Origin of the sequence: Pseudomonas sp. R2-37-08W (assembly GCF_003851705.1) — a bacterium.
In the GTDB taxonomy this organism is placed as follows: Bacteria; Pseudomonadota; Gammaproteobacteria; order Pseudomonadales; family Pseudomonadaceae; genus Aquipseudomonas.
On sequence record NZ_CP027728.1, the window covers coordinates 3,887,082 to 3,908,151 of the forward strand.

General features: G+C 61.1%; 10 protein-coding genes. 6 read left to right on the forward strand and 4 right to left on the reverse strand.

All coding sequences use genetic code 11. The features are described 5' to 3' along the window. Positions 1–22: 22 nt before the first annotated feature. On the reverse strand, positions 23–2,929 hold the full coding sequence (locus C4J93_RS17920) for an RHS repeat-associated core domain-containing protein (protein WP_124430107.1): 2,907 nt from the start codon (positions 2,927–2,929) through the stop codon (positions 23–25). A gap of 193 nt (positions 2,930–3,122) precedes the next feature. On the opposite strand from C4J93_RS17920, the gene C4J93_RS17925 reads away from it, so the two are divergent. From C4J93_RS17925 to C4J93_RS17935, 5 genes are all read left to right on the forward strand, one after another. Continuing rightward, positions 3,123–5,945, forward strand: coding sequence for a Tc toxin subunit A (locus tag C4J93_RS17925; protein ID WP_124430108.1), 2,823 nt, complete (start codon positions 3,123–3,125; stop codon positions 5,943–5,945). 50 nt (positions 5,946–5,995) lie between these two features. After that, a complete protein-coding gene (locus tag C4J93_RS27470; RefSeq protein WP_256660091.1) occupies positions 5,996–9,007 on the forward strand; it encodes a neuraminidase-like domain-containing protein in 3,012 nt (1,003 codons plus the stop codon). 63 nt (positions 9,008–9,070) lie between these two features. Further along, positions 9,071–10,471, forward strand: a complete 1,401-nt coding sequence (locus tag C4J93_RS27475) for a hypothetical protein (protein WP_256660092.1) — start codon at positions 9,071–9,073, stop codon at positions 10,469–10,471. After that, positions 10,366–10,761, forward strand: coding sequence for a hypothetical protein (locus C4J93_RS27480; RefSeq protein WP_256660195.1), 396 nt, complete (start codon positions 10,366–10,368; stop codon positions 10,759–10,761). The genes C4J93_RS27475 and C4J93_RS27480 overlap by 106 nt, the downstream gene beginning before the upstream one ends. Then, the gene (locus C4J93_RS17935; protein ID WP_124430109.1) at positions 10,758–15,347 is read left to right on the forward strand and encodes a SpvB/TcaC N-terminal domain-containing protein; all 4,590 of its coding nucleotides are present in this window, start codon (positions 10,758–10,760) and stop codon (positions 15,345–15,347) included. Before C4J93_RS27480 ends, C4J93_RS17935 begins: the two co-directional genes overlap by 4 nt. Positions 15,348–15,420: 73 nt before the next feature. Here C4J93_RS17935 and C4J93_RS17940 read toward each other — a convergent pair whose 3' ends face one another. From C4J93_RS17940 to C4J93_RS17950, 3 genes are all read right to left on the reverse strand, one after another. After that, positions 15,421–18,408, reverse strand: coding sequence for an RHS repeat-associated core domain-containing protein (locus C4J93_RS17940; RefSeq protein ID WP_124430110.1), 2,988 nt, complete (start codon positions 18,406–18,408; stop codon positions 15,421–15,423). Between the two features lie 138 nt (positions 18,409–18,546). Continuing rightward, a complete protein-coding gene (locus C4J93_RS17945) occupies positions 18,547–18,840 on the reverse strand; it encodes a BolA family transcriptional regulator (RefSeq protein ID WP_124430111.1) in 294 nt (97 codons plus the stop codon). Positions 18,841–18,846: 6 nt separating this feature from the next. Then, positions 18,847–19,365, reverse strand: coding sequence for a DUF2059 domain-containing protein (locus C4J93_RS17950; protein WP_003236690.1), 519 nt, complete (start codon positions 19,363–19,365; stop codon positions 18,847–18,849). Positions 19,366–19,557: 192 nt separating this feature from the next. On the opposite strand from C4J93_RS17950, the gene C4J93_RS17955 reads away from it, so the two are divergent. Then, a complete protein-coding gene (locus C4J93_RS17955) occupies positions 19,558–20,946 on the forward strand; it encodes a class II fumarate hydratase (protein ID WP_124371345.1) in 1,389 nt (462 codons plus the stop codon). The last annotated feature ends 124 nt before the right edge of the window (positions 20,947–21,070 follow it).

Consider the following 21,070-nt stretch of genomic DNA (forward strand, 5'->3'; position numbering starts at 1 on the left):
AACATCCTGGCGGCGATCGACTTCAGCGGTGTGGGTTGCGTACGCCCTCCACTCGGTACTTCTGGCCGCCGAGGTGCTTGAACATCAAACGATAGGCACTGCGACCACGAGAAGCGGCGTAACCGTGCAAGTCAGCAGACCACAGTTGATCTCTGTGGAGATGCCAATGAACCGCGCCAAAACGCCCTTCCTGCAAGTGACTGAGGGTAAGGGCGATACTGCGGTCCTCGCGGCTCGACGAACTGATGTCTCCAAGCACCTCGGTATCGATCTGCATCCGTGGAGCAGCGCCTCTTATCGCCTTCGGCACCCTCATCGGCAGTTGGGCCTGCGCTTGCCGACCACCGCGTGCGCGACTGGAACCGGCAACCTGTGTCGTCGCCCCCACCTCGAACGTGCTTGCCCCCGCCTGCTGACCGCTCGCGGCAGCGGACTCACGCACTGGTCTTCGCAGCAGTGCCGCGCCATAGCCCATGCGTTTCAACTCAGGCATCGGGTTACGACTGTCCATCAGTACGCCCTCGACGCCCCCCGATTCACCCACAGGCCCCGCATAGCCATAGATGGCCCCTTCCGATGCATGGAGGTAAAGGGACATGCCTCCCTCGGCAGGACGGCGCGCATAGGCAAAATTCACCAGCCGCTCCGTTTCTTCGTGACTCAACCGCGCCTGCTGCGCCAACTTGATCGCCAGCTCTGAAATATCCCTGGCGAATTGTTCTTCCACTTGTTCGGCGGCCCTTGCCACGGCCTGCGGTTGCATTTGCAGATAGGCATTCAGGCGACTGGTACCAAACAGTACACCGCCCACCAGAGCCCCGATGGAAGCCCCCACCGTCGCATTCCCAAGCAACGCCCCCACGCCCAGGCCCAGCAAGACCAAAAGCAGGAGGATTACAGTACCGCCCTGTATTTGGGTATTTTCCACATCGGCCGGCAGCAGCCCCATTGAATCAACGAGTGTGATCGGGTTGTTGAACGCCATGAGATAGGGATTCAACTCTGCCCCGTCCCCCAGGGGGTCGGGATTTATCCAGCGCTGTAACCAAGGGGCGTAGTAGCGGAAACCATAGTAATACAAGCCGCTGCTGTCACGCTCTTTGCCTGAATATCGGCGCGTCTTGCAGCGACCCTCCACCTCGCTGCGCGATGCCCACCACGCCGTCCCTCCATAGGGAAAATAACTCTCCTGGCTCAATAACTCTGCCTGTTCGCCCAACTCCAGCCCATGACTCGATTGCTGATCCGTCAGGCAAAAGCGCAGGGTTGCATCGGCTGCTCCCTCATCGAGCCCCAGCTCCCATTGCAAGACCTCAACCGTGCACCGCTCCACTTCAAGACGCACAACATTCAGCCGGCGCAACGGTCGATGGCGAATTTCCAGGCCTGGCAGGTAATACACACGCGCCGTCTGCCGACTGCCGGCGACCTGCTGGTGCGTGAGCTTGAGCGCGCGCTGGCCGTCGCCTGCGTACACATAGGCCTCCTCATCCGGGTCCCCCTCCTCTCGCAGAATCGTCGTGACCTTGGTCAACTGATTACGCACGTTCCACGCCATCGGCAGTCCACGCCCCAGCTGTTGCTGATTGCCATTGGCATCAAAACCCTGCGCCCACTCGTCAACCGGATGCTCGCCCGACAACGCACGATTACTGCCAGTTGCGACCTGCATGTCGCGGGTATAGCCGACACCACTGGACGGCACATGGCGCAGGCGGGTCAGGTTGCCCCCCTCGTCATAGGCATAGTGCTGGGTATAGTTGCGCCATAAACCGGCGTCGGTCGAACCGAACGAAATACGCACGGGCAGTGCCGGGCCGATGGCGGCGACAGTACTTTCCCGGCCTGTGGCCTGGGTCAGTTGGTACAGCGAGTTGTACTCATAGCGACAGGAGGCATCTACCTGCGTGTTGTGGCTCCATCTGGTCGGTTGTGCCTGATCCTGCAGGCTTGAAACATTTCCCACGGGATCATAGTCGTAGCTCAAATCCTGTAGCGGCGCCGCCCGCTCGTTCTTGCGGTACGCCATCAGCCGGCGCATACGGCCATCCTCGGCCCGATAGGTGGCCAGGCTACTCACGCCATTGCCCAGCAGGGCCGTCTCCACCTGGCCGGCGGCAGTGTAGACGTAGCCCTCTACCACGGTCTTGCGCGTACCACTCTTCAAGGTGAGGTGAATATTTTTCGCCTGCCCGTCCAGCCCATAGGCGAACTGTCGGGCATTGCCCTTGGCGTCGAGCTGTTCCACCGTGGCGCCCAGGGCGTCGAACGCCCAGCGTGTGGTGTAAAGCTCAGGTTGCAGTTGCTGGTCCTGATCGGCCGGGGCAAGCGGCCAGTCAACAGTGCCCGGGGCCTCGCGAAACCGCCGGGTTTGGCGCAGCACCTGCCCGGTCATCCCATAGGCGTCGAACACCTGCGTGCCCGCCGGGTCGGCATGGCGTACCAGGCGGCCACTGCGGTTAAGTGCGCGGTGCTCAGGCGTTGGCGCGGCATACACCAGGCGTTCGACACACCGGAGTCGCGCTTCGTCGGCAGTTTGTTCGAACACCGCCACCGGACGCTGCAAGGTGTCGTAGTCGTGGCGCTGATAGGCACCGCGGCCGTCCCAGGCATGCAACAGCTGTCCCGAGGGCGCGGCCAGCATCAGCCGCATGCCAGCGTCCACATCGTTGCTGCGGATCAAGGTACCAGACAGGCTGTACACCGAGGCCTGATTCGCCGCGGTCAACGGTTCGCGCGATTTAAGGGTAGAAAGGCGCGGGTCCCACTGCTCAAGCAAAAGGCCGCTGGCCCCATAGACTTGACGCCTGACACGGGCCGTCGGCGCAGCCTGGGAGGTAGCGCACAGATAAGCGACGCTGCGCACGGTCAATCCACGGGGGTCGAAGGCCGCAAGCGAGGGCGTGTTTCGATGAAGTGAAGCAGACATGATCACATGACCTGAATTGCACAATGGTCAGCAAAGCCTAGGGTCCATGTCTGCACATAGGTGGTATCGGTGTATGGATGCCTCAACCGGCGGGGGCCGACGCAGCCTGTAAATAGCTATGCCTGGCCCCGTTAACCTGCGTGATAGCGTTTTTGATTGCCCGCCGGACCCATCGGCGGGCGTGAAGGAACGTATGAATATGCAAGCCGACAGCAGCTCCTTGCTCGCTCAACTGATTGATCACGCACACCCTCCCGCCCCCGGTCGGGACGATTTCAACACCGCGCTGCAGCGCCTCGACATTCATTCGGTATTCGACATTGTGCGTCTCAGCGAAAAGGCCTTCGCAGAGCAACTGGCCACCTGCAACGATGACGATGCCCACGCGGTATACCGCAAGGCCAAGAGCGCTGCAGCGCAACTGGAAAGGTTGTTTCGCGAACAGCAGGTCTCGTCGCAGCGCCCTACCCTGCGCGCTAAACGCGATGTCGCCGCCGATACCGATGCCACCTACCAGGCCTTGTTCAACGAAAATCGCGAACAGTTCTGCGCCAACGCGTCCATTGCCGCGGTCGATTCGCCGGCTGCCTACCTGCGCGCGCTTTATCTGTTCGCCCTGCGACTGGAACAGAATGCCAAGGGGGCCGACGTGCTCAAGCTGTCCGCCCGGCGTGCAGACCTCAAGGACCTGTTGATCGACCAACACAGCGTTACGGGCCAGGTGCCCATGTTGTCGATCATCAATCAGACCTTGCTCAGCAATATCGCCGACGCCGACGACGCCTACTCGCTGCTGAGCAACACCTGGTACCCGTTTTCACTGCCGTATCATTTCCACCACCAGCAATGCCGGCTGGGCTTGTCGGGCGACAAGCCGATGTTGGGTGAGTTGAACTATCGCATCAGTCGCCAGTTGCCCCTGGCGGGAGCAACCAGCACTTACGGGCAAGTCGTTACCCGCAACAATGAGGTGCAATGCCTGTTATCCGGGCTGAGCCCTGAACAACAGGCCCTGCTGAAAAAAGACTGGGTAACGGCGCAGGGCGCGCCAACCTTCTATCGCACGTACTTCAACTGGACGGCTGAAAAGGGGCCGGAAGACGTCACTGATTTCCTGCAGCATACGCAACTGGATGCCGAACAACTTCAAGCGCTGCTGGCGCAACAGACACAAGCACCGCGCCAATCGCCAAACTGCAAACAGCCCACCGGCCTCACTTACGGTGCCTGTTACATCAACGGCGCGCTTGCATCTGCCCCCACACTCGCGATCAGCCTGAACAAAGACGCCCCCGCCAAGCTGGTCAACGTGAGCTTTGAACGCTTCGACAGGCTGCAACGGATGATTCGCCTGCAGCGCTGGCTCGGCCTGCCTTTCGCGCAACTGGACACGTTGCTGGTCAGCGCGATGCGCTGCGAAGGCGCCAGCAACCGCGCGCTGCTGATCACTCATAACACCCTTCGGGCGCTGGGGGTCTTTTGCTATCTGAGCAAGCGCTACAGCCTGCAAGCCGAAGAGTTTGCCGCCTGGCTCCATCAGTTGCCCGTTCACGGTTCGGGTGAGCGCGTGTCGTTGTTCGATCAGGTGTTCAACCGCGCGGGTTCGGCCCTGCCTGCGCTGTGTCTGGACGAGCAGGCATTCGACGCAACCACCCGGCAACAACTTTGCGCCGCGCTGGGCCTGCAAGACACCCAGGACTCGCTGCAACTGCTGATCGCCGATGAGCCCGAAACCCGCACGGTCGAGACCGTCAGCGCACTCTATCGGCAAGCGCGAATCGCTCGGCTGTTCGGCTTGTCGGTCATGGAATGCCAGCAACTGCTGCAGTTGCCCGGCACGACGCCCTTTCTTACGCAACTGCGTCACCCAACGCTGAGACGCAAGCCGAAGGGCGTGGCTGACTTTCTCGATATGCTCATGCACCTGGAATGGGCCAGCCGTTGGCTCAAGGAGAATGGCAACAGCCTGTCACTGTTGAGGCACCAGCTATTGCTCGATCAGCAGGTCCAGGACCCGGCCATCAACCTGCTGTTGAAAGAGTTCGCGGCCTATGATCAGGCTTCTCTCTCCAAACAGCTGAACCTGCTTGAACTTCCCCAGCAACCCGCTGATGAAGCAGTTCGCTTGCCCGCCGTGGACTGGGAAGCCCTGGCCCAGCAAGTACTGCAACGGATGCGCTCAAACACGAGCATTGAGGTGGCGGTCGAGCAAGCGCTGTCCGCCATTGCCATCAGCACGGACGCTAATCGCACAACCTACTATATCGAGAGAGCCAAACCCAAGCTTCGTACCCTGATGGAGACGGTGCGTAATGAGTTCTGGGCGCTGTATCTACGCCTCAAAGAGATCATCCGCGCCGTACCCCAGCTGCCAGGCGATGCCAACGGTCATCAAAAATATGACAACCATTTCCTGCGCTTGCACGCGCCCGCTGCCCCACCCCTGCAAACCCTCGGCTATCTGATATTGCTGCTCCCCCACGCCGTCGATGTTCTGCAATTGCCGCTCAGCCGCCAGGCGCTTGATCAGTTTCTGATAAACCCACACTGGCTGGACAGTGGCTATCAAGCGTCTTCGGTCCTTGAACTGACCCCGCACACCCTTTACCTCATTCAGCAGTTCAACCATTGCATTGAGCGTTTTGGCCTGACGGAAGGGCAAATTCTCGATTACTTCGGACAGGCCAACGCGCAGCCCAATCGCGCGGCACAACACAACACTGAAGAAACCAGCGAGCATCTCGCCCGACTTTTTGGCTGGAGTGCCAGCGAAATAACCGTCTTCAGCAGCCAACTGAACCCTCCACGCATTACCTCCATGGATCGCCTGGACTGGCTGCTGCGCTGCCGCCAAGCCAGCACTGCAACCGGCCTGTCGGCCACCCTGCTGATTGCAGCCAGCCAACTTGAAACCAACTCGACGTTCGCTCAATGGAAGGCCGTCGGTGAGGCGCTCACGAGTGCCCATACCTCTCCCGTCAACACGCCTTTTCCTACCGACCTGCTCAAGGACTGATCATGTCTCACTCGCTTGACCAACAGCTTAATGAAAGCCTGCGCGACGCCATGCTCGCGTACTACCTCACCCATAAAGTGCCTGATGCGCTCAAGGCAACCATCGGCAATGCCGATGACCTTTATGCGTATTGGCTACTCGACGTACAAGTCAGCCAAGCCGTGCCGACCAGCCCGGTAGCCTGTGCCATTTCCAGCTTGCAGCAATACATCAGCCGTATTGAACTGGGCCTGGAGCCGGGCTATGCCCATCAGGGCATGACCGCGCAACAAAACAAGATCTGGCGCGAACAGTTGCACACCTACCCGCTGTGGAGTGCCAGTCAGCAATTGCACTACCACCCGGCCAACTATCTGGACCCGACGTTACGACGGAACAGGACCGACAATTTTCACCAGTTGCAAAACGACCTCAGCCAATACCGAATTCAAGCGGACACCGTCACCACGGCGGTTCAGCAGTATCTGGCCAGGTTCGAGGAAACCGCCAACATACGCACACTCAACGGCTATATAGACGCCGACTTGAACAACCTGCACAGCGGCACCTATTACTTCGTCGGTAAATCCACCTCCGAGAACACCTATTACTGGCGCTCGCTGGACCTGTCCAGGCGCTCCGGCGCGGTGCTCTTGCAGGACGCCTGGTCAGACTGGAAAAAAATCAACCTGTCGGTCTCCGACGCCACCGCCGAGCAAAGTATCCGGCCGGTGTACTTCAATAGCCGGCTATTTTTCATCTGGGCCGAGTGCATCAAACCCACCCCGTCCAGTTCGTTCAAGCCGGCGCGATCGGATTCGGAGGAAAAGGAAGATCTGGCCGATTGGATCAACACCCATTACGTCAAATTCCGGCTCAATTTTTCGTATAAGAAGCATGACGGCAGTTGGAGCGTGCCTCAGTCGTGCATTGAGCAATATTGCGCCACCGAAGACGTTAACGCATCCAGTTCGGAGCTGCTCAAAGGCATTACGCAAACGGTGGCAATCGTCGACAGCAAGAGCACGCCTGTGCTTTTTTTAAGTGTGCTCGCTACCAGCCGTAAAGATCCCAAACAGCAGGATAATTTCATTGGCAGGTTTTTCCAGGCCGTCCATATCGACCAGTCCTTCACTATCACCACCGTCGCCGATGGCGGCAGCCCCGGACGCTATAGCGTGCTGCCCGGCTCAGCGCTGGCCGAAGAAATAAACCGGCTGATGGAACCCTTCGACCCGTCCCAGAAGACCGAAGTACAGGCCATACTCAAGGGCGAGCTGCAGAGCACTAACGGGTATTACAGCGAATTGCTGCCTGACAGCGCCCGGCAGTTTCTCACGCTCTTCGCTCACAAGAACCAGGGCAACTTGCAGTTTAAAATAGCGCCCAAAGCCGACTACGAAATTACTATCGCGTCGCAAATGATTTTCGAAGAAAACGACCATTGGAATTTCGAAAAAAAACAGACAAACATAAAAAACACCGATACCACTGACGTTTCTTTCGATTCAAACACTCAGGAACTTGTGTTCTCTTCTACTCTCAGTGGCCGTTTCCAGCACCAGTACGCCGTCATCTTGGATAAACAGCAGGATGTCACTATCAAGCTGATGACCCATGATGCGCTGGATGACCCCAAAGCCACTCAACTTAAATTGAGCAAGGGCTCTATGATCAGCGGTGCCTCCACAAAGCAGAGAACTGAGTACTGCGCACTGTATTTAAAAAATTCGACCACCCATGAGGAATTCCCTAACGCTGTAAGTGATGCTGACGGCGCACTGTTTACCCATCGAACAGACGCGCAAAACAACCTTTTGCTGGACGGTAACTATGTCGACAAAAACGCTTTCGTAAATTTATACACACACAAACAGTTCCATATCAACCTCGACCGTTATCACGTCTATACCAGTCCAGAGGATAATAAAAACAAGCTGCATTCGGAAAACACACTGATAGTCCGAAAGGCAAACGTGACCACGCCCAACTTACGCGCCTATAAACACGTCATCATGAGTGCGAACTTCAAAGACTACCCATTCACCGAAAACATCACTGCCAACTCTCATCGCATCATCAGTTTCCAGGACACCGCTCACGAAAGCCTCACCGGGTCCAGTCCCGAATTGCCTGACGGGCATCGGGTCACGACGCGCATTCCGGTGACGCAGGCGCAGATGAAGTCCGGTTTCACCCTGCTACATGGGGTGGTGACGCTTGAGCCTGGCGAAGGCGGCGCGAAAATCCTCGGCTATGCGTTGAATACGGCAACCCTGACGCTGACCACACCTGTTTCTGACCCCACGCTCAACCCGCAACTGGCGCCGACGATCAAAAGACTCGAATCGGGCGAACTCGGCACCGCTGAATTCATCGACTTTTCCAACAATTCGGCAAGCCTGCCTGCCGGCATGCCCGCCACCCTGCGCATGAATACCTGTATTGCCGCCAAGCTGGTCCAGGCGGCCAATGTCAGCCTTGACTATTTGTTCTCGTTAACGCCAGAAACCTGGAAAGAGCCGCCACTTACACCTGGCGGCACAGCAGAAGGCATCGACTTCACGGGTGCTAACGGCAAGTACTTCTGGGAGCTGTTCCTGTACGCGCCCTGGCTGATAGCCCATCGCCTGAATCAGGAGCAACGCTATGCCGAAGCGCAAGCCTGGCTCGGCTATCTGTTCGACCCTGGGCGTGCCGCCGAGGCGTCCAGCAAACGGCCTGCCTTTTGGGGTTTGCGCGAACTGGCCCGTGAAGAACGGCTGCCCGGCTACACCAGCCACGATCCCCACGAACTGGCGATACGCTCACCCGTGCATTTTCGCAAGGCGATCTACCTGTTTTACCTGGACATCCTGCTCAATCGCGGCGATGCAGACTATCGCCAGCTCACCCCGGACAGCCTGACCCAAGCCAAACTCTGGTACACCCGAGCCCAGCATTTCCTTGGCCCACGCCCCAGGGTCAGCATCACTGAACCGTGGGCGCAAATCACCCTTGGCGCGCTGGCCACGCAGGGCTCTGAGGCCCTGGCCAAACTTGAGCAAACCAACCCGACCATCGACGTCAACCTGGCGGTCTAAGGCGATGCACTGCCTTGGCTCACGGACACCGATAATCTGCGCCTGCCTTTCAACGCCGAACTGGTGGCGCGCTGGGACAAGCTCGAAAGCCGTCTGCATAATCTGCGGCACAATCTGGACATCACCGGTAAACCCTTGCACCTGCCGCTCTACGGGGCGCCGCTGTCGCCTCTCAAACTGCTGGCCGCCCAAGGCCAAGGGGCTTTCGGCGAAAGTGGTGCCGCGCCGTTCGTCGACGCGCACGTCGGCCATTATCGCTTCCAGGTCATGTCGGGCCACGCGCTCACGGCCGCCGAAGCGGTGATTCAATTCGGCAGTACGGTGCTGACCCTGATTGAACGCAAGGAACAGGCGGAATATCTGGAGCTACAGCAACAACAGGCGTGGGACCTGGCCAATATCGTCGTGACCCAGCAAACCCAGGCGTTGCAGATCGACGCAAGGAACCGCCAGGCACTCGACGCCAGCCGACGCATGATCGAGTCGCGGATGCACTACTACGCACACCAGCTCACCGAAGGCATCAGCGCCGGCGAATCCCAGGCAGGCTTGCTCTACCTGATCAGCACCGGGTTCGACACCGCCGCTTGCGCCGCCGCCGCAGCGGCCGGCGTCGCGATGGTGGCACCCAATATCTTCGGTACCAGTGTCGGCGGCTCGCGTTGGGAAGGCCCGTTCTATGCCGCCCAAGCCATCGCCCAAGGCGTTGCCACGGCGCTGCGCGGCACCGCCGCAGACTTGGATCGTTCCGAGCAATTCAACCGCCGGGCGCAAGAGTGGGCCCATGCCCAGGAGCAGGCCCGACTCGAACTGGCCCAGGTCGATGCCCAATTACAGGCCTATGCCGAGCAGGAAAAAGCCACGCGCCTGCAATTGCGCCTGGCCCAGACCTCCCTGGCCCAAGCCTGGTCGAACTATCAATTGTTGGCCAAGCGCTTTTCCAAGGCACAGCTGTATGACTGGCTCAACGCTCAGTTGAGCACGTTCTATTACCAAGTCTATGACCTTAGCCTTTCCCTGTGCCGCAGCGCCCAGGCGTGCTGGCAGTACGAGATAGCGGACTATGCGCGCACGTTTATCCAGCCGGGCGCCTGGAACAACAACTACCGAGGCTATCTGGCGGGTGAAGCCCTGAAGCTGTCGCTGTTGAACATGAACGCGGCCTATTTGAACCATAACGTGCGGGATCTGGAGATCGTCAAGACCATTTCCCTGCGCCACCGCCTGCACGAGTGCGAGCTCTCCCCCCCGCAACCGACACCTCCCAGACGCCGCCTCCCACGACTGAAGAGAAGTGGACTGCTCATAAACGACAACTGGTCACTAAAGGCACGCTGTGCTTCAAATTACCTGCGGCACTGTTCGAAGAGGATTACCCCGGGCACATCCTGCGACGGATCAAGGGCATCAGCGTATCGTTGCCCGCGACCCTGGGCCCCTATGAAGACATCAAGGCGATACTGACCCAGACCCGCAACCAAATCGAACTGCCCACCGGCGAGCAGCGCACGGACCGGCGTGCCCATCAGCAAATCGCACTGTCCACCGGGCTGGATGACAACGGCCTGTTCACCCTCACGTTCGACAGCAACGAGCGTTACTTGCCGTTCGAATACACCGGGGCCATCTCCGACTGGACCCTGGAATTCCCCAACCCGAGCGGGCAAAAAGCCGTCCTGGAATCCATCAACGATATTGTCATTCACCTGCGCTACACCGCCAGGGCAGCCGCTGCCAGTGGGGGTCAGGCATGAGCGACGACACTTCCATGCTGCAGGTCAATACCCCGGCCCTGCCCAAAGGCGGTGCGGCCATCCAGGGTACCGGCAAGGGCTGGGGCGATATCGGCTCCAGCGGTACGGCAAGCTTTGAAATTGCCTTACCGATTTCGCCCGGGCGTGGCTATGCGCCGGCCATGTCGCTGACCTACCACAGCGGAGCCGGTAACAGCCCCTTCGGCCTCGGCTGGGAGGTGCCCCAGCCTGCCGTCAGCCGGCGCACCTCCCATGGCGTGCCTGGCTACACGATGCACGATGTGCTGGTGGGCCCCGACGCGCAAATCTGGCTACCGGAACGCGACGCCGAGGGCGCGATCATCAGCAGCAGCCACGCGGCATTCAATGGTTTGCCACTGCCCATCGCGTATACGGTCACCCGCCATTTCCCCAGGGTCGAGGGCCGCTTCGACCGTATCGAACATTGGCAATCGGCAACCGACACGGCCGGCTTCTGGTTGATACAGGGTGCCAATGGCAGCCAGCACTTTTACGGCAAAACCGCGCTGGCCCGGATTGCCGATCCAGACCAGCCGCACCATGTGGCGCAGTGGTTGTTGCAGGAAAGCCTGAACGCTCACGGCGAGCACATTTATTATCACTACACGAAAGAAACCGACACCGCGCGCTACCCCAGGGACTGCCGCGCCCGGCATTACCTGCAAAGCGTCTGCTACGGCAACTTCACCGCCAGGGAGCAGGAGCAGCTTTACCTCTGGCAGACCGACGATAAACCGGACGTGGGCTGGCACTTTCAATTGCTCTTCGATTATGGCGAACGCGCCCTCGAACTGGATAAGCGCCCGACGTATCTGAAAATCCAGGACTGGCCGGCACGGCCCGACCCTTGCTCGGATTTTGCCTTCGGCTTCGAGTTACGCACCCTGCGCCGCTGCAGCCAGATCCTGATGTTTCACCACTTCCCCAAAGAAACGCAAATGGGTGCCGACCCGGTGCTGGTCCAGCGCCTGCTGCTGGAATACCGCATCTCTTCGCAAGTCAGCTTGTTGAGCGCGGTGCATGAGCAAGCCTTCGACAGCGCGGGCAACAGCGTGAGCCGCCCGCCGCTGGAGTGCCTTTATGAGTCGAGCCAGCTCAAGGTTGACCCTGGCCGCTACCAGGCATTCGCTGCATTGCCCAGGCCGCATGGCGGCGCTCGTTATCAACTGGTGGATCTGTATGGCGAAGGCCTGCCCGGTGTGTTGTACCGCGCAGACAAATGTTGGTATTACCATGAACCGCTCAGGCCGCAACACCCGCGCACCAGCAACGAGGTGACCTACGGCGTGGCCGTGGAGTTGACGCGGCTGCCGGTGGCCGACAGCACCCGGCCCATCCACCAGGCGCTGGCCGATGTGACCGGCGACGGGCGTTTGGACTGGCTGGTGGCGGGGCCCGGGATGAACGGTTTTTTCAGCCTGGACGAGCAGCGCAACTGGTCAGCCTATACGCCGTTCGATGCATTCCCGTCGGAGTTCTTCCACCCGCAGGGCACGCTCGCTGACTTGATGGGGGCAGGCCGTCATGATTTTGCGATGATCGGCCCGCGTAGCGTGCGCCTGTATGAACATCGCCGGGCATCCGGCTTCGCACCCGCCACCGAGGTGCCGCATGGGCCCGACGATGGCTTGCCGGTCATTTCCTCCTCGCCCAACGAACTGGTGGCGTTCAGCGATGTACTCGCCACCGGCCAACAGCATCTGGTGCGTATCCGGCATAACGAAGTGAAATGTTGGCCGAACCTGGGTCGCGGCCGTTTTGGCCAGGGGTTCGTATTGGCCACGTTGCCGTTGCGTTATCAAACGTTCAACGCGGCGCATGTACTGCTCGTCGACCTCAATGGCGGTGGCGCGGCAGACCTGCTGTATTTGAGCGCCGCTCACCTGAGTATTTTCCTCAATAAAGGCGGCAACGGCTTCGAGACACAAGCGATCAACGTCCCGTGGCCAGAGGGCGTGCAGTATGACGACCACTGCCAGGTCAGCGTTATCGACGTGCTCGGCCTGGGCTGTCCGAGCCTGATCCTGACCGCTGCCCACCAGACCCCCATCCACTGGCGCTATGACTTTTTCAGCCACAAGCCCTGGCTCCTCAGACGCACCGATAACAACATGGGCGCCCAGGCGTTGATCAACTATCGCAGCAGTGCCCAGGAGTGGCTGGACGAAAAACGCGAGCTGCATGCCACGGGTCAGCCTGCGATCAGCCGGTTACCCTTTGCGCTGCTGCTGGTCAGCCAACAAAACCAACGGGACGAGATCACCGGCAACCAACTGACCCAGCGCGCGAGCTATCGTCAGGCGTATTACGACCGCCTGGATCGCGAGTTCCGTGGCTTCGGGCTGGTGCTGCAAACCGACACCGAACGCCGCAAGGACGCACGCAACCCGCCAGGTTCCAGCGCAGCCTTGCGCAGCAAAACCTGGTTTCATACCGGTCGATCCCTTGACATGCCCACCCTCGACCAAAGCCCTCACGACCCGCATGCCATGACCCTCGGGCGCACGCTGGTAAGCCGCTACAGGGCGACGGCCCAGGCAGGGCCGCTGGATCATCACGACGACTTGATCAGCGATCCTGCGCCGGCGCTGGCACGCGAGGCGGCCCGTGCATTGAGTGGCAGTGTGCTGCGGGTCGAGGTGATGGCGGCGGACCCCTCGGACGACGCCGTGCCCGTGCCCTACTCGGTCAAACACCAGCGGTATCTGGTCCGCGAACTGGCGCCGGCCAGTGCCCATACGCCCTACGCCCGGTTGCTGCCATTAGCCCTTGAGTCGATCAGCTATCAATATGAAGGCGTGGCAGACGATCCTCTCTGCCAGCACCAGATCAACCTACGCTGGGACGCCTATGGTTGCCTGGTGCATGGCGTGACCCTGCATTATGCGCGCCGTACCACCGCCAGCGATCCGCCACCCGCCGTGCTGGTGAATGAGCACCAGCAGCGCTGGTGGCGCGATACCCATGACAGCGCGCAACAGTTCTATTACCTGAGCGAAACGCTGGCACAGCCGATTCACCTGGACGGCGCACAGCAGTGGCGCCTGGCCTTGCCCTACCGCCAACGAGACAACGCCCTGGTGCTCGGCAAAGCGCCGGCGCCTGGCGGGCTGGCCCCCGCGCGCATCACCTATGAACGGTTCATCGACACTCGCGACGGGCCATTGGCCGCAGGGGCTTTGCGCACACTGAGCGGCTTGTCGGTGCAGCGCTACCGGCAGGCCGGTGGCTTAGGTAAAACCCTGGACCCCGGCGTCGCCACAACCCAGGCACTGACCGATTACCTGGAAACCGCCGAGCTGGATGACCAGGCCTTGAAGGTTTACAACGACATCCCGGCCATGCCCAACCAACCCACGGTGGACCTGGTGCAAACGCTCACCGAGAGTGGCTATCGCACCATGGCGATGTTTTTTCTGTTCGACGGCGAGGCGCCGCCCGCGCAAAACCGCCTGTGGTCGATTTGCCGCCACTTTCCCCGTTATGACAAGCCCAGCCGGTTTTGTCGGTTGAGGGCGCTGCGGGCCACCAAGGCCCACGGCCAAACGACCCTTCAATACGACGCCTACACGCTGCAAACCCTGCGGGTGAAAGCCCCCGACGATTGCGTGACCGTAGCCGAATACGACTATCGATTGCTGCTGCCGACAAAAATCGTCGACCCAAACGGCACGGTTCAAGAGGCGCTTTATGACGGTTTCGGACAGTTGCTTGCCAGCAGCTTTCACGGCCATGAACAAAGCCTCAGGGTGGGCTTCGCCGCGCTGGACAGCTACCGTCCGCTCAAGCATGTAACGCCTGGGTCTGCCATCGAACAGGCGCAAAGCGTGTTGCAAGACATGGCCAGCGCGCACTGCTACGCCCCGTTCAGTTGGATGGGCAGCATCGACCCGGCCCAGGTCAAGCCCGAGTGGATTACCAAAGGCTACCTGCTCCCCGGCGGGCATATCCGCATGAGCGCGCGATTGCGCCTGAGTGGCGATCGTCAAACGCTCAGCGACAGCGAAGTACAACTCAAGGCGTTGATCGATGCGGCCAGCCGGACGCCGGTACATGGGCTCGTGCTGCAAGCCGACCGCTATCCCGGCGATGCCGAACAACAGGTGCGCATGACCTTGACCTGCTGGGATGGCTTCGGCCGTTCATTGCAGACCAAGCAGAAGACCGAACCAGGCCCGGCCCATGCAGTCGACGAGAAGGGCGACCTGTTGGTCGACAAGCTGGCGGATGCATCCGGCATCTTGAAGCAGCAGCTGCGCCAAGTGCACGCCGACCCCCGCTGGCGCGTCAGCGAGCGTGTCGAATACAACAACAAGGGCTTGGTCATACGCCTCTACCGCGCCTACTTCGCCAACAGCCACGCCTACGTCAATGACCACTCCATGCGCGAGCTGGGCCACAGCGACCGGCAATTGTATGACCCTCTCGGTCGCCCGACACAGACACTCACCGCAGGAGGATTCATGCGGCGTACCACCTATTGGGCCTGGTACACCGTCAATGAGGACGAAAACGACACCTACGACGAGCTGCACCCCGCCCAGGTACTGACTGACAACCCCTAAGGGCTGTCGATAGGTAAACAACTTTTGGTAACACGCAAACATGGGCCGCCGCGACGGCCCATCCTTGTGCTTGTCAGGATCGCCGGGCTGCGCTCCAGTTCGAGGCTAGGCTTGTGTACCCGCGCCTGGCGTACACTACGAAAAAGCCGCGCCATTCGGTCAGTGCTGCAATCAGGCCGCGGGCCACCCTCACTATCGTGCGAGTGCTCCCGCTTTGCGCAGCCTGGGGCAGGCCCGTGAGCGCAACGGCCAACGCCTCAATCCCGGTCGCGGCCCAGTACGTCCACACCTGATTGAACATTCTGCTCAGCCCGCCGTGCATCAGCGCCGCAGGGTCCGGCGCCTGCACGGTCAGGCCATGGGAATCGTGGGCGGCCGTGGGGTGACCGCTACGAATCATCGCGCCCATCGCCCCATCGTAGGCTTCAACTGCGGGGGACACATTGGGTTGCATCAGCGCAGGCAGTTCGCCGCCGTACACCGCGTTGGCGACGGTGGCGACCGCGTACGCTGCCGTCGCGCCGGCGGTGCGGCCGAGCCTGGCCCGCAGGGGCGTGCTGCCCCAGGATGACCCGCTGCCGTGACCACGCATGACCTGCTGCACCAGTTCCCTGGAGAGCGAGCGAACATGCCCGCTCAACCGTTGCACCGCTATGGGGTCCCACTGTTCCTCGGTTTGAACGCTCAGCGTGTCAACCTGGACGGCATAAGCAGCGCCCACAAGGCTTGCCGAAATAGCACCGATCTGTGGCGCCATGCGGGTCCAGTTACCGGCGATACCGGTGCTCATATGGAACGTGGCCAGGGCATCCAGCGCGGCGACGCTATAGCGCAAGGCCTGATTGCGTTCCGGCGTGGGCTGGAGGGTGCCGAATACCGCCAGGTCGACACCCGTCGCGACGGCATTGGCGATATAGGTGGATAAACCATCGCGAATCGCGGCCGACGAGGCCGCTTGTATCCTCGAGCGCATAATCCACCCTATATTCGCCAGCCTGCGGCTGATGGAAAGCCTGCGTATTTGTTTGTCCCGGGGCGCCTCCAAAGCCGGGGTTGCGGCCAGCCCTTGCGCATCGTCCCTGGTGACCGGGTTACCGCCAACCATCGCGTACAGGTTCAAGCCATCGGCATCGCCGGTCGGGTCCGGGCTGATCCAGCGGCATAACCACGGCGCGTAGTACCTGTAGCCGTAGTAAGACAGCCCGCTGGCATCGCGCTCCTTGCCGGAATAACGGATGAACCGGTAACTCGCCTCGCTGGCGTTTTTCGCCGCCCACCACGCGGTCCCACCATAGGGGTAATAACTTTCCTGGCTGAGCAGTTGCGCCTGCTCGCCCAGTTCCAGGCTGCTGCTGCCCAAGTGGTCCGACAAGCCGTAACGGATCTGCGCGTCCTGGCGCCCTCCCGAAGGGTGGCGATCCCAAAGCAGGACACGGACGGTGGTGGTTCCGGCATCGAGGTTGAGGACATTCAGTTGCTCCCCCGTTGCGCTGTCATGGCGAATTTCCAGTCCCGGCAAGTAGCGCACCTCGGCGGTGTGCATCACGCCCCGGGCCTGGGCGACCCGGCGTTTGAGGATGCGCTGGCCGGTGGCATCGTAGGCGTAGCGTTCTTCATCGTCGTTGCCGCCCGCGCGTCGTACCTGCGTGAGGCGCACCAGTTGATTGCGCACATCCCAGCCCATCGGATGGTCGCCTGCCAACGCCTGCAGGTTGCCGTTGCGGTCAAAGCCCTGGCCCAACCCCGGCGCGCTGTTGCCATCGGCCTGGGGCAGAAAATGATTGCTGCCTGCGGCCACGCTCATCTGCCGCGTGAAGCCCGTGCCGCTGCTGGGCACATGTTGCAACGTGAGCACGTTGCCGGCGGCGTCATAGCTGAACCGCTGGGTGTAGCGACGCCATACGCTGTCGTCAGTCGAGCCAAACGCTACCCTGGCCGGTAACGCCGAACCTCCCGGGTTACCGGCGGTTTCGCGGCCGGTGGCCTTGGTCAGTTGCGACAACGTGTCGTACTCATAAACGCTGGCCGAACCGACTTGGGTGTTGCTCGACCATTGCGTCGGCTGGGCAAGGTCGTCGACCCGCACGACGTTGCCAACGCCGTCATAGGCGTAGCGCAGGTCTTGCAGCGCCACACCCGGTTGTGCGGGCTGATGGGCAGTCATTTGCCGCAAGCGACCATCGAACTCACGGTAGTGCATGGCCCGCACGACGCCATTGCCGGCGCGTTCGCCAAGCACTTGGCCGGCGGCGTTGTAGCGGCGCTCGCCCAGCACCTGCGTACGCATGCCGCCTCTGGGCGTCACAGCGATACTCGCCGGTTGGCCGTCAATGCCGTAGGCGTAGTCGAAGCGATTGCCCTTGGCGTCCGTGTGATGCAACCGCTCACCCAGGGCGTTAAACCCAACGGATGTCTGGAACGTCTCGGCCTCCAGGCGCCGCTCGCGTTGTGCAGCGGGCTGCGGCCAATCCAGCGCGGCACCCGCCAGCCGGAAGCGTCGGGTTTGCTGCGCAACCTGCGCGTGCAGCCCATACGCCTCGTGGAACAATGAGCCGCCGCCGTCATCGTGGCGAATCACCCGGCCACAGCGGTTGCGTGCGGCCTCTTCAGCCGAGGATAAAGCATAGGCAAGACGCTCGACGCACCGCGCTTGCTCATCAATGGCCGCCTGCTCGAACACGGCGACCGGACGCAGATACTGATCGTAGCGATGAGCCTGGTGCGCGCCCCGCCCATCCCATTCTTCCAGTAAATGCCCGGCCTCCCCCAGCAGCGTCAGCCGCCAGCCGGCATCCACGCTGTCGGTGCGCAACGCTTGTCCGCCAAGGCTATAGACCGTGCGTTGATTGGGCGCAGTGTCCGGCTGTGCGCGGGCCAACTGCAACAAACGCGGGTCCCATTGTTCAATCATCAAGCCCGTACTGCCAAACACCTGGCGATGAACGCGCACCTGCGCTTCAACCTCTGCACTTGCGCGGTGGTAGTTGATGTTACGAACAATTAACCCACGCGGGTCGACTGCGGCCAGGGACGGCGTGTTTCGATGGATGGAATCAGGCATGACCTCAAGACCTTATTGCTGAATAAGTAGTCCTGAAAGCCTAGGGATGCGGGGGTGGAGCAAGGTGGTGCTGGAGGATGTTTTGTGTATCCGGGTACTGGCATCGCCCCGACCCGCTCGCGCGGGTCGAGGCTGCGCTCAATGCCCGCCGGCGCAGGTCGGCGAAGCCGGCGCTGCGTCGATGTTCGCCCATTCTTCAGGCGTATAGGTATGCAGCGCCAGCGCATGAAACTCGGTCATCAGGTCACCCAGGCTGGCGTAGACCTTCTGGTGGCGCTTGACGCGGTTGAGCCCCTCGAATTGCTGGCTGACCAGCACGGCCTTGAAGTGGGTCTGCAACCCACGGCTGTGCATGTGGCTTTCATCCAGCACGCTCAAGTGTTGCGGGCCCAGGGCGGTGAGTGCCGTTTCGATACGCTGTTGCATGGTCATTCCTGCTTACTTCTTCTTGGCCGGTGCGGCGGCTTTGGGCGTCAGCTCGTTGGTCATGTCTTCCAACAGCTTGTTCACCACCGGCACGGCGCTTTCCAGCTTGGCCTGGGTCATCTGGGCCGACTGCTGGGTCAGTTGCGGCATTTTTTCCAGGACTTTCTTGCCCAGTGGCGACTGGTAGAAGGCAACCAGGTCCTTGAGCTCCGATTCGCTGAAGTTGGTGGTGTAGAGCTTGACCATGTCCGGCTTCAGCTTCGGCCAGCCGATAGCCTGGTCCAGGGCGGCATTGGCCTTGGCCTGGTAGCTGTCGAGGACCGACTGCTTGGCGGCAGGCGCCTTGGTCTGTTCGAAACGCTGGGCGAACATTTGTTGCACTTGCATGTATACCGGGGTACCCAGCTTGTCAGCGTGGGCCAGGGTAAGGAAGGCTTCGGCACTGGCGTTGTGGCTGGCGGTATCGGCAAAAACCTGGCCGCTGGCGCAAACCAGAGCAACCGCGGTACAGATGGCACGAAGACGAGTCATCGAGTTTCCTTTCTAGCAGGCGAGGTAAAACCCCAAGGGCGACCATTCTGCGCCTAAAAAACCTCGCGGCTCAACCCCAGGCCTTGTCGGGCCTGGTTTTGCGGGGGGCAAATCCGATGAAGCGTGTTTTTTGGAACCCCCTGGGCCGATCACAGCCTAAACTGCGCAAACGAACCTGAAGGAGTGTGCCCGATGAGCCGTATCGAAACTGACAGCCTGGGAGACGTCCACGTCCCGGATGACGCTTACTGGGGCGCCCAGACCCAACGTTCGCTGGTGAACTTCGCCATCGGCGAACAGCGCATGCCGCTCGCGGTGCTGCATGCCCTGGCCCTGATCAAGAAGGCGGCTGCACGGGTCAACGACCGTAACGGCGACTTGCCCGCCGACATCGCCCGCCTGATCGAACAGGCCGCCGACGAAGTGCTGGACGGCCAGCACGACGACCAGTTCCCACTGGTGGTGTGGCAGACCGGCAGCGGCACCCAGAGCAACATGAACGCCAACGAAGTGATCGCCGGCCGCGCCAATGAACTGGCCGGCAACAACCGCGGCGGCAAAAGCCCGGTGCACCCCAACGACCATGTGAACCGCTCACAGAGCTCCAATGACTGCTTCCCCACGGCCATGAGCATTGCCACCGTCAAGGCGGTTCACGAGCAGTTGCTGCCGGCCATCACGGTGTTGTCCGGTGGGCTGGCGGAATTGGCGGCGCGGCATATGAAGCTGGTCAAGACCGGCCGCACCCACATGATGGACGCAACGCCGATCACCTTCGGCCAGGAAGTCTCGGCGTTTATCGCGCAGCTGGACTACGCCGAACGCGCCATCCGCAGCGCCCTGCCCGCCGTGTGCGAGCTGGCCCAGGGCGGCACCGCCGTCGGCACTGGGCTCAATTCGCCCCACGGCTTTGGCGAAGCGATTGCCGCCGAGCTGGCGGCGTTGTCGGGCTTGCCATTTGTCACAGCACCGAACAAATTCGCCGCCCTCTCCGGCCATGAGCCGCTGGTGACCTTGCACGGCGCGCTGAAAACCCTCGCCGTGGCGCTGATGAAATTGGCCAACGACCTGCGCCTGCTGGGCTCCGGCCCTCGCGCCGGGCTGGCCGAAGTCAAATTGCCAGCCAACGAACCGGGCAGCTCGATCATGCCCGGCAAGGTCAACCCGACCCAGTGCGAAGCGCTGTCGATGCTGGCCTGCCAAGTGCTGGGCAATGACGTGACCATCGGCATCGCCGCAAGCCAGGGGCACCTGCAGTTGAACGTGTACAAACCGGTGATCATCCACAACCTGCTGGAATCGATCCGCCTGCTGGCCGATGGCTGCAACAACTTCCAGGAACACTGCATCGCCGGCCTCGAACCGGACGCCGAACAGATGGCCGAACACCTGGAACGCGGGCTGATGCTGGTAACCGCGCTGAACCCGCATATCGGCTATGACAAATCCGCGCAGATCGCCAAGAAGGCCTATGCCGAAGGGCTGACACTGCGCGAAGCGGCGCTGGCGCTGGGCTATCTGACCGATGAGCAGTTCGACCAGTGGGTACGCCCGGAGAATATGTTGGAAGCCGGGCACTAAAAGCCCAAGGCAAATGTGGGAAAAGGCTTGCTCCGGTGACGGCTCGGCAGCCGAAGCCTCTCTAACCGACGCCCCGCGCTCCAAATGTGGGAGGGGGCTTGCCCCCGATGGCGGTGGATCAGTT

Excerpts from the sequence above, each read along its gene's own strand:
- C4J93_RS17940 (WP_124430110.1), bottom strand. The coding sequence starts at position 18,408 with ATGCCTGATTCCATCCATCGAAACACGCCGTCCCTGGCCGCAGTCGAC.
- C4J93_RS27470 (WP_256660091.1), top strand. The coding sequence starts at position 5,996 with ATGCTCGCGTACTACCTCACCCATAAAGTGCCTGATGCGCTCAAGGCA.
- C4J93_RS17950 (WP_003236690.1), bottom strand. The coding sequence starts at position 19,365 with ATGACTCGTCTTCGTGCCATCTGTACCGCGGTTGCTCTGGTTTGCGCC.
- C4J93_RS17925 (WP_124430108.1), top strand. The coding sequence starts at position 3,123 with ATGAATATGCAAGCCGACAGCAGCTCCTTGCTCGCTCAACTGATTGAT.
- C4J93_RS17945 (WP_124430111.1), bottom strand. The coding sequence starts at position 18,840 with ATGACCATGCAACAGCGTATCGAAACGGCACTCACCGCCCTGGGCCCG.
- C4J93_RS17935 (WP_124430109.1), top strand. The coding sequence starts at position 10,758 with ATGAGCGACGACACTTCCATGCTGCAGGTCAATACCCCGGCCCTGCCC.
- C4J93_RS17920 (WP_124430107.1), bottom strand. The coding sequence starts at position 2,929 with ATGTCTGCTTCACTTCATCGAAACACGCCCTCGCTTGCGGCCTTCGAC.
- C4J93_RS17955 (WP_124371345.1), top strand. The coding sequence starts at position 19,558 with ATGAGCCGTATCGAAACTGACAGCCTGGGAGACGTCCACGTCCCGGAT.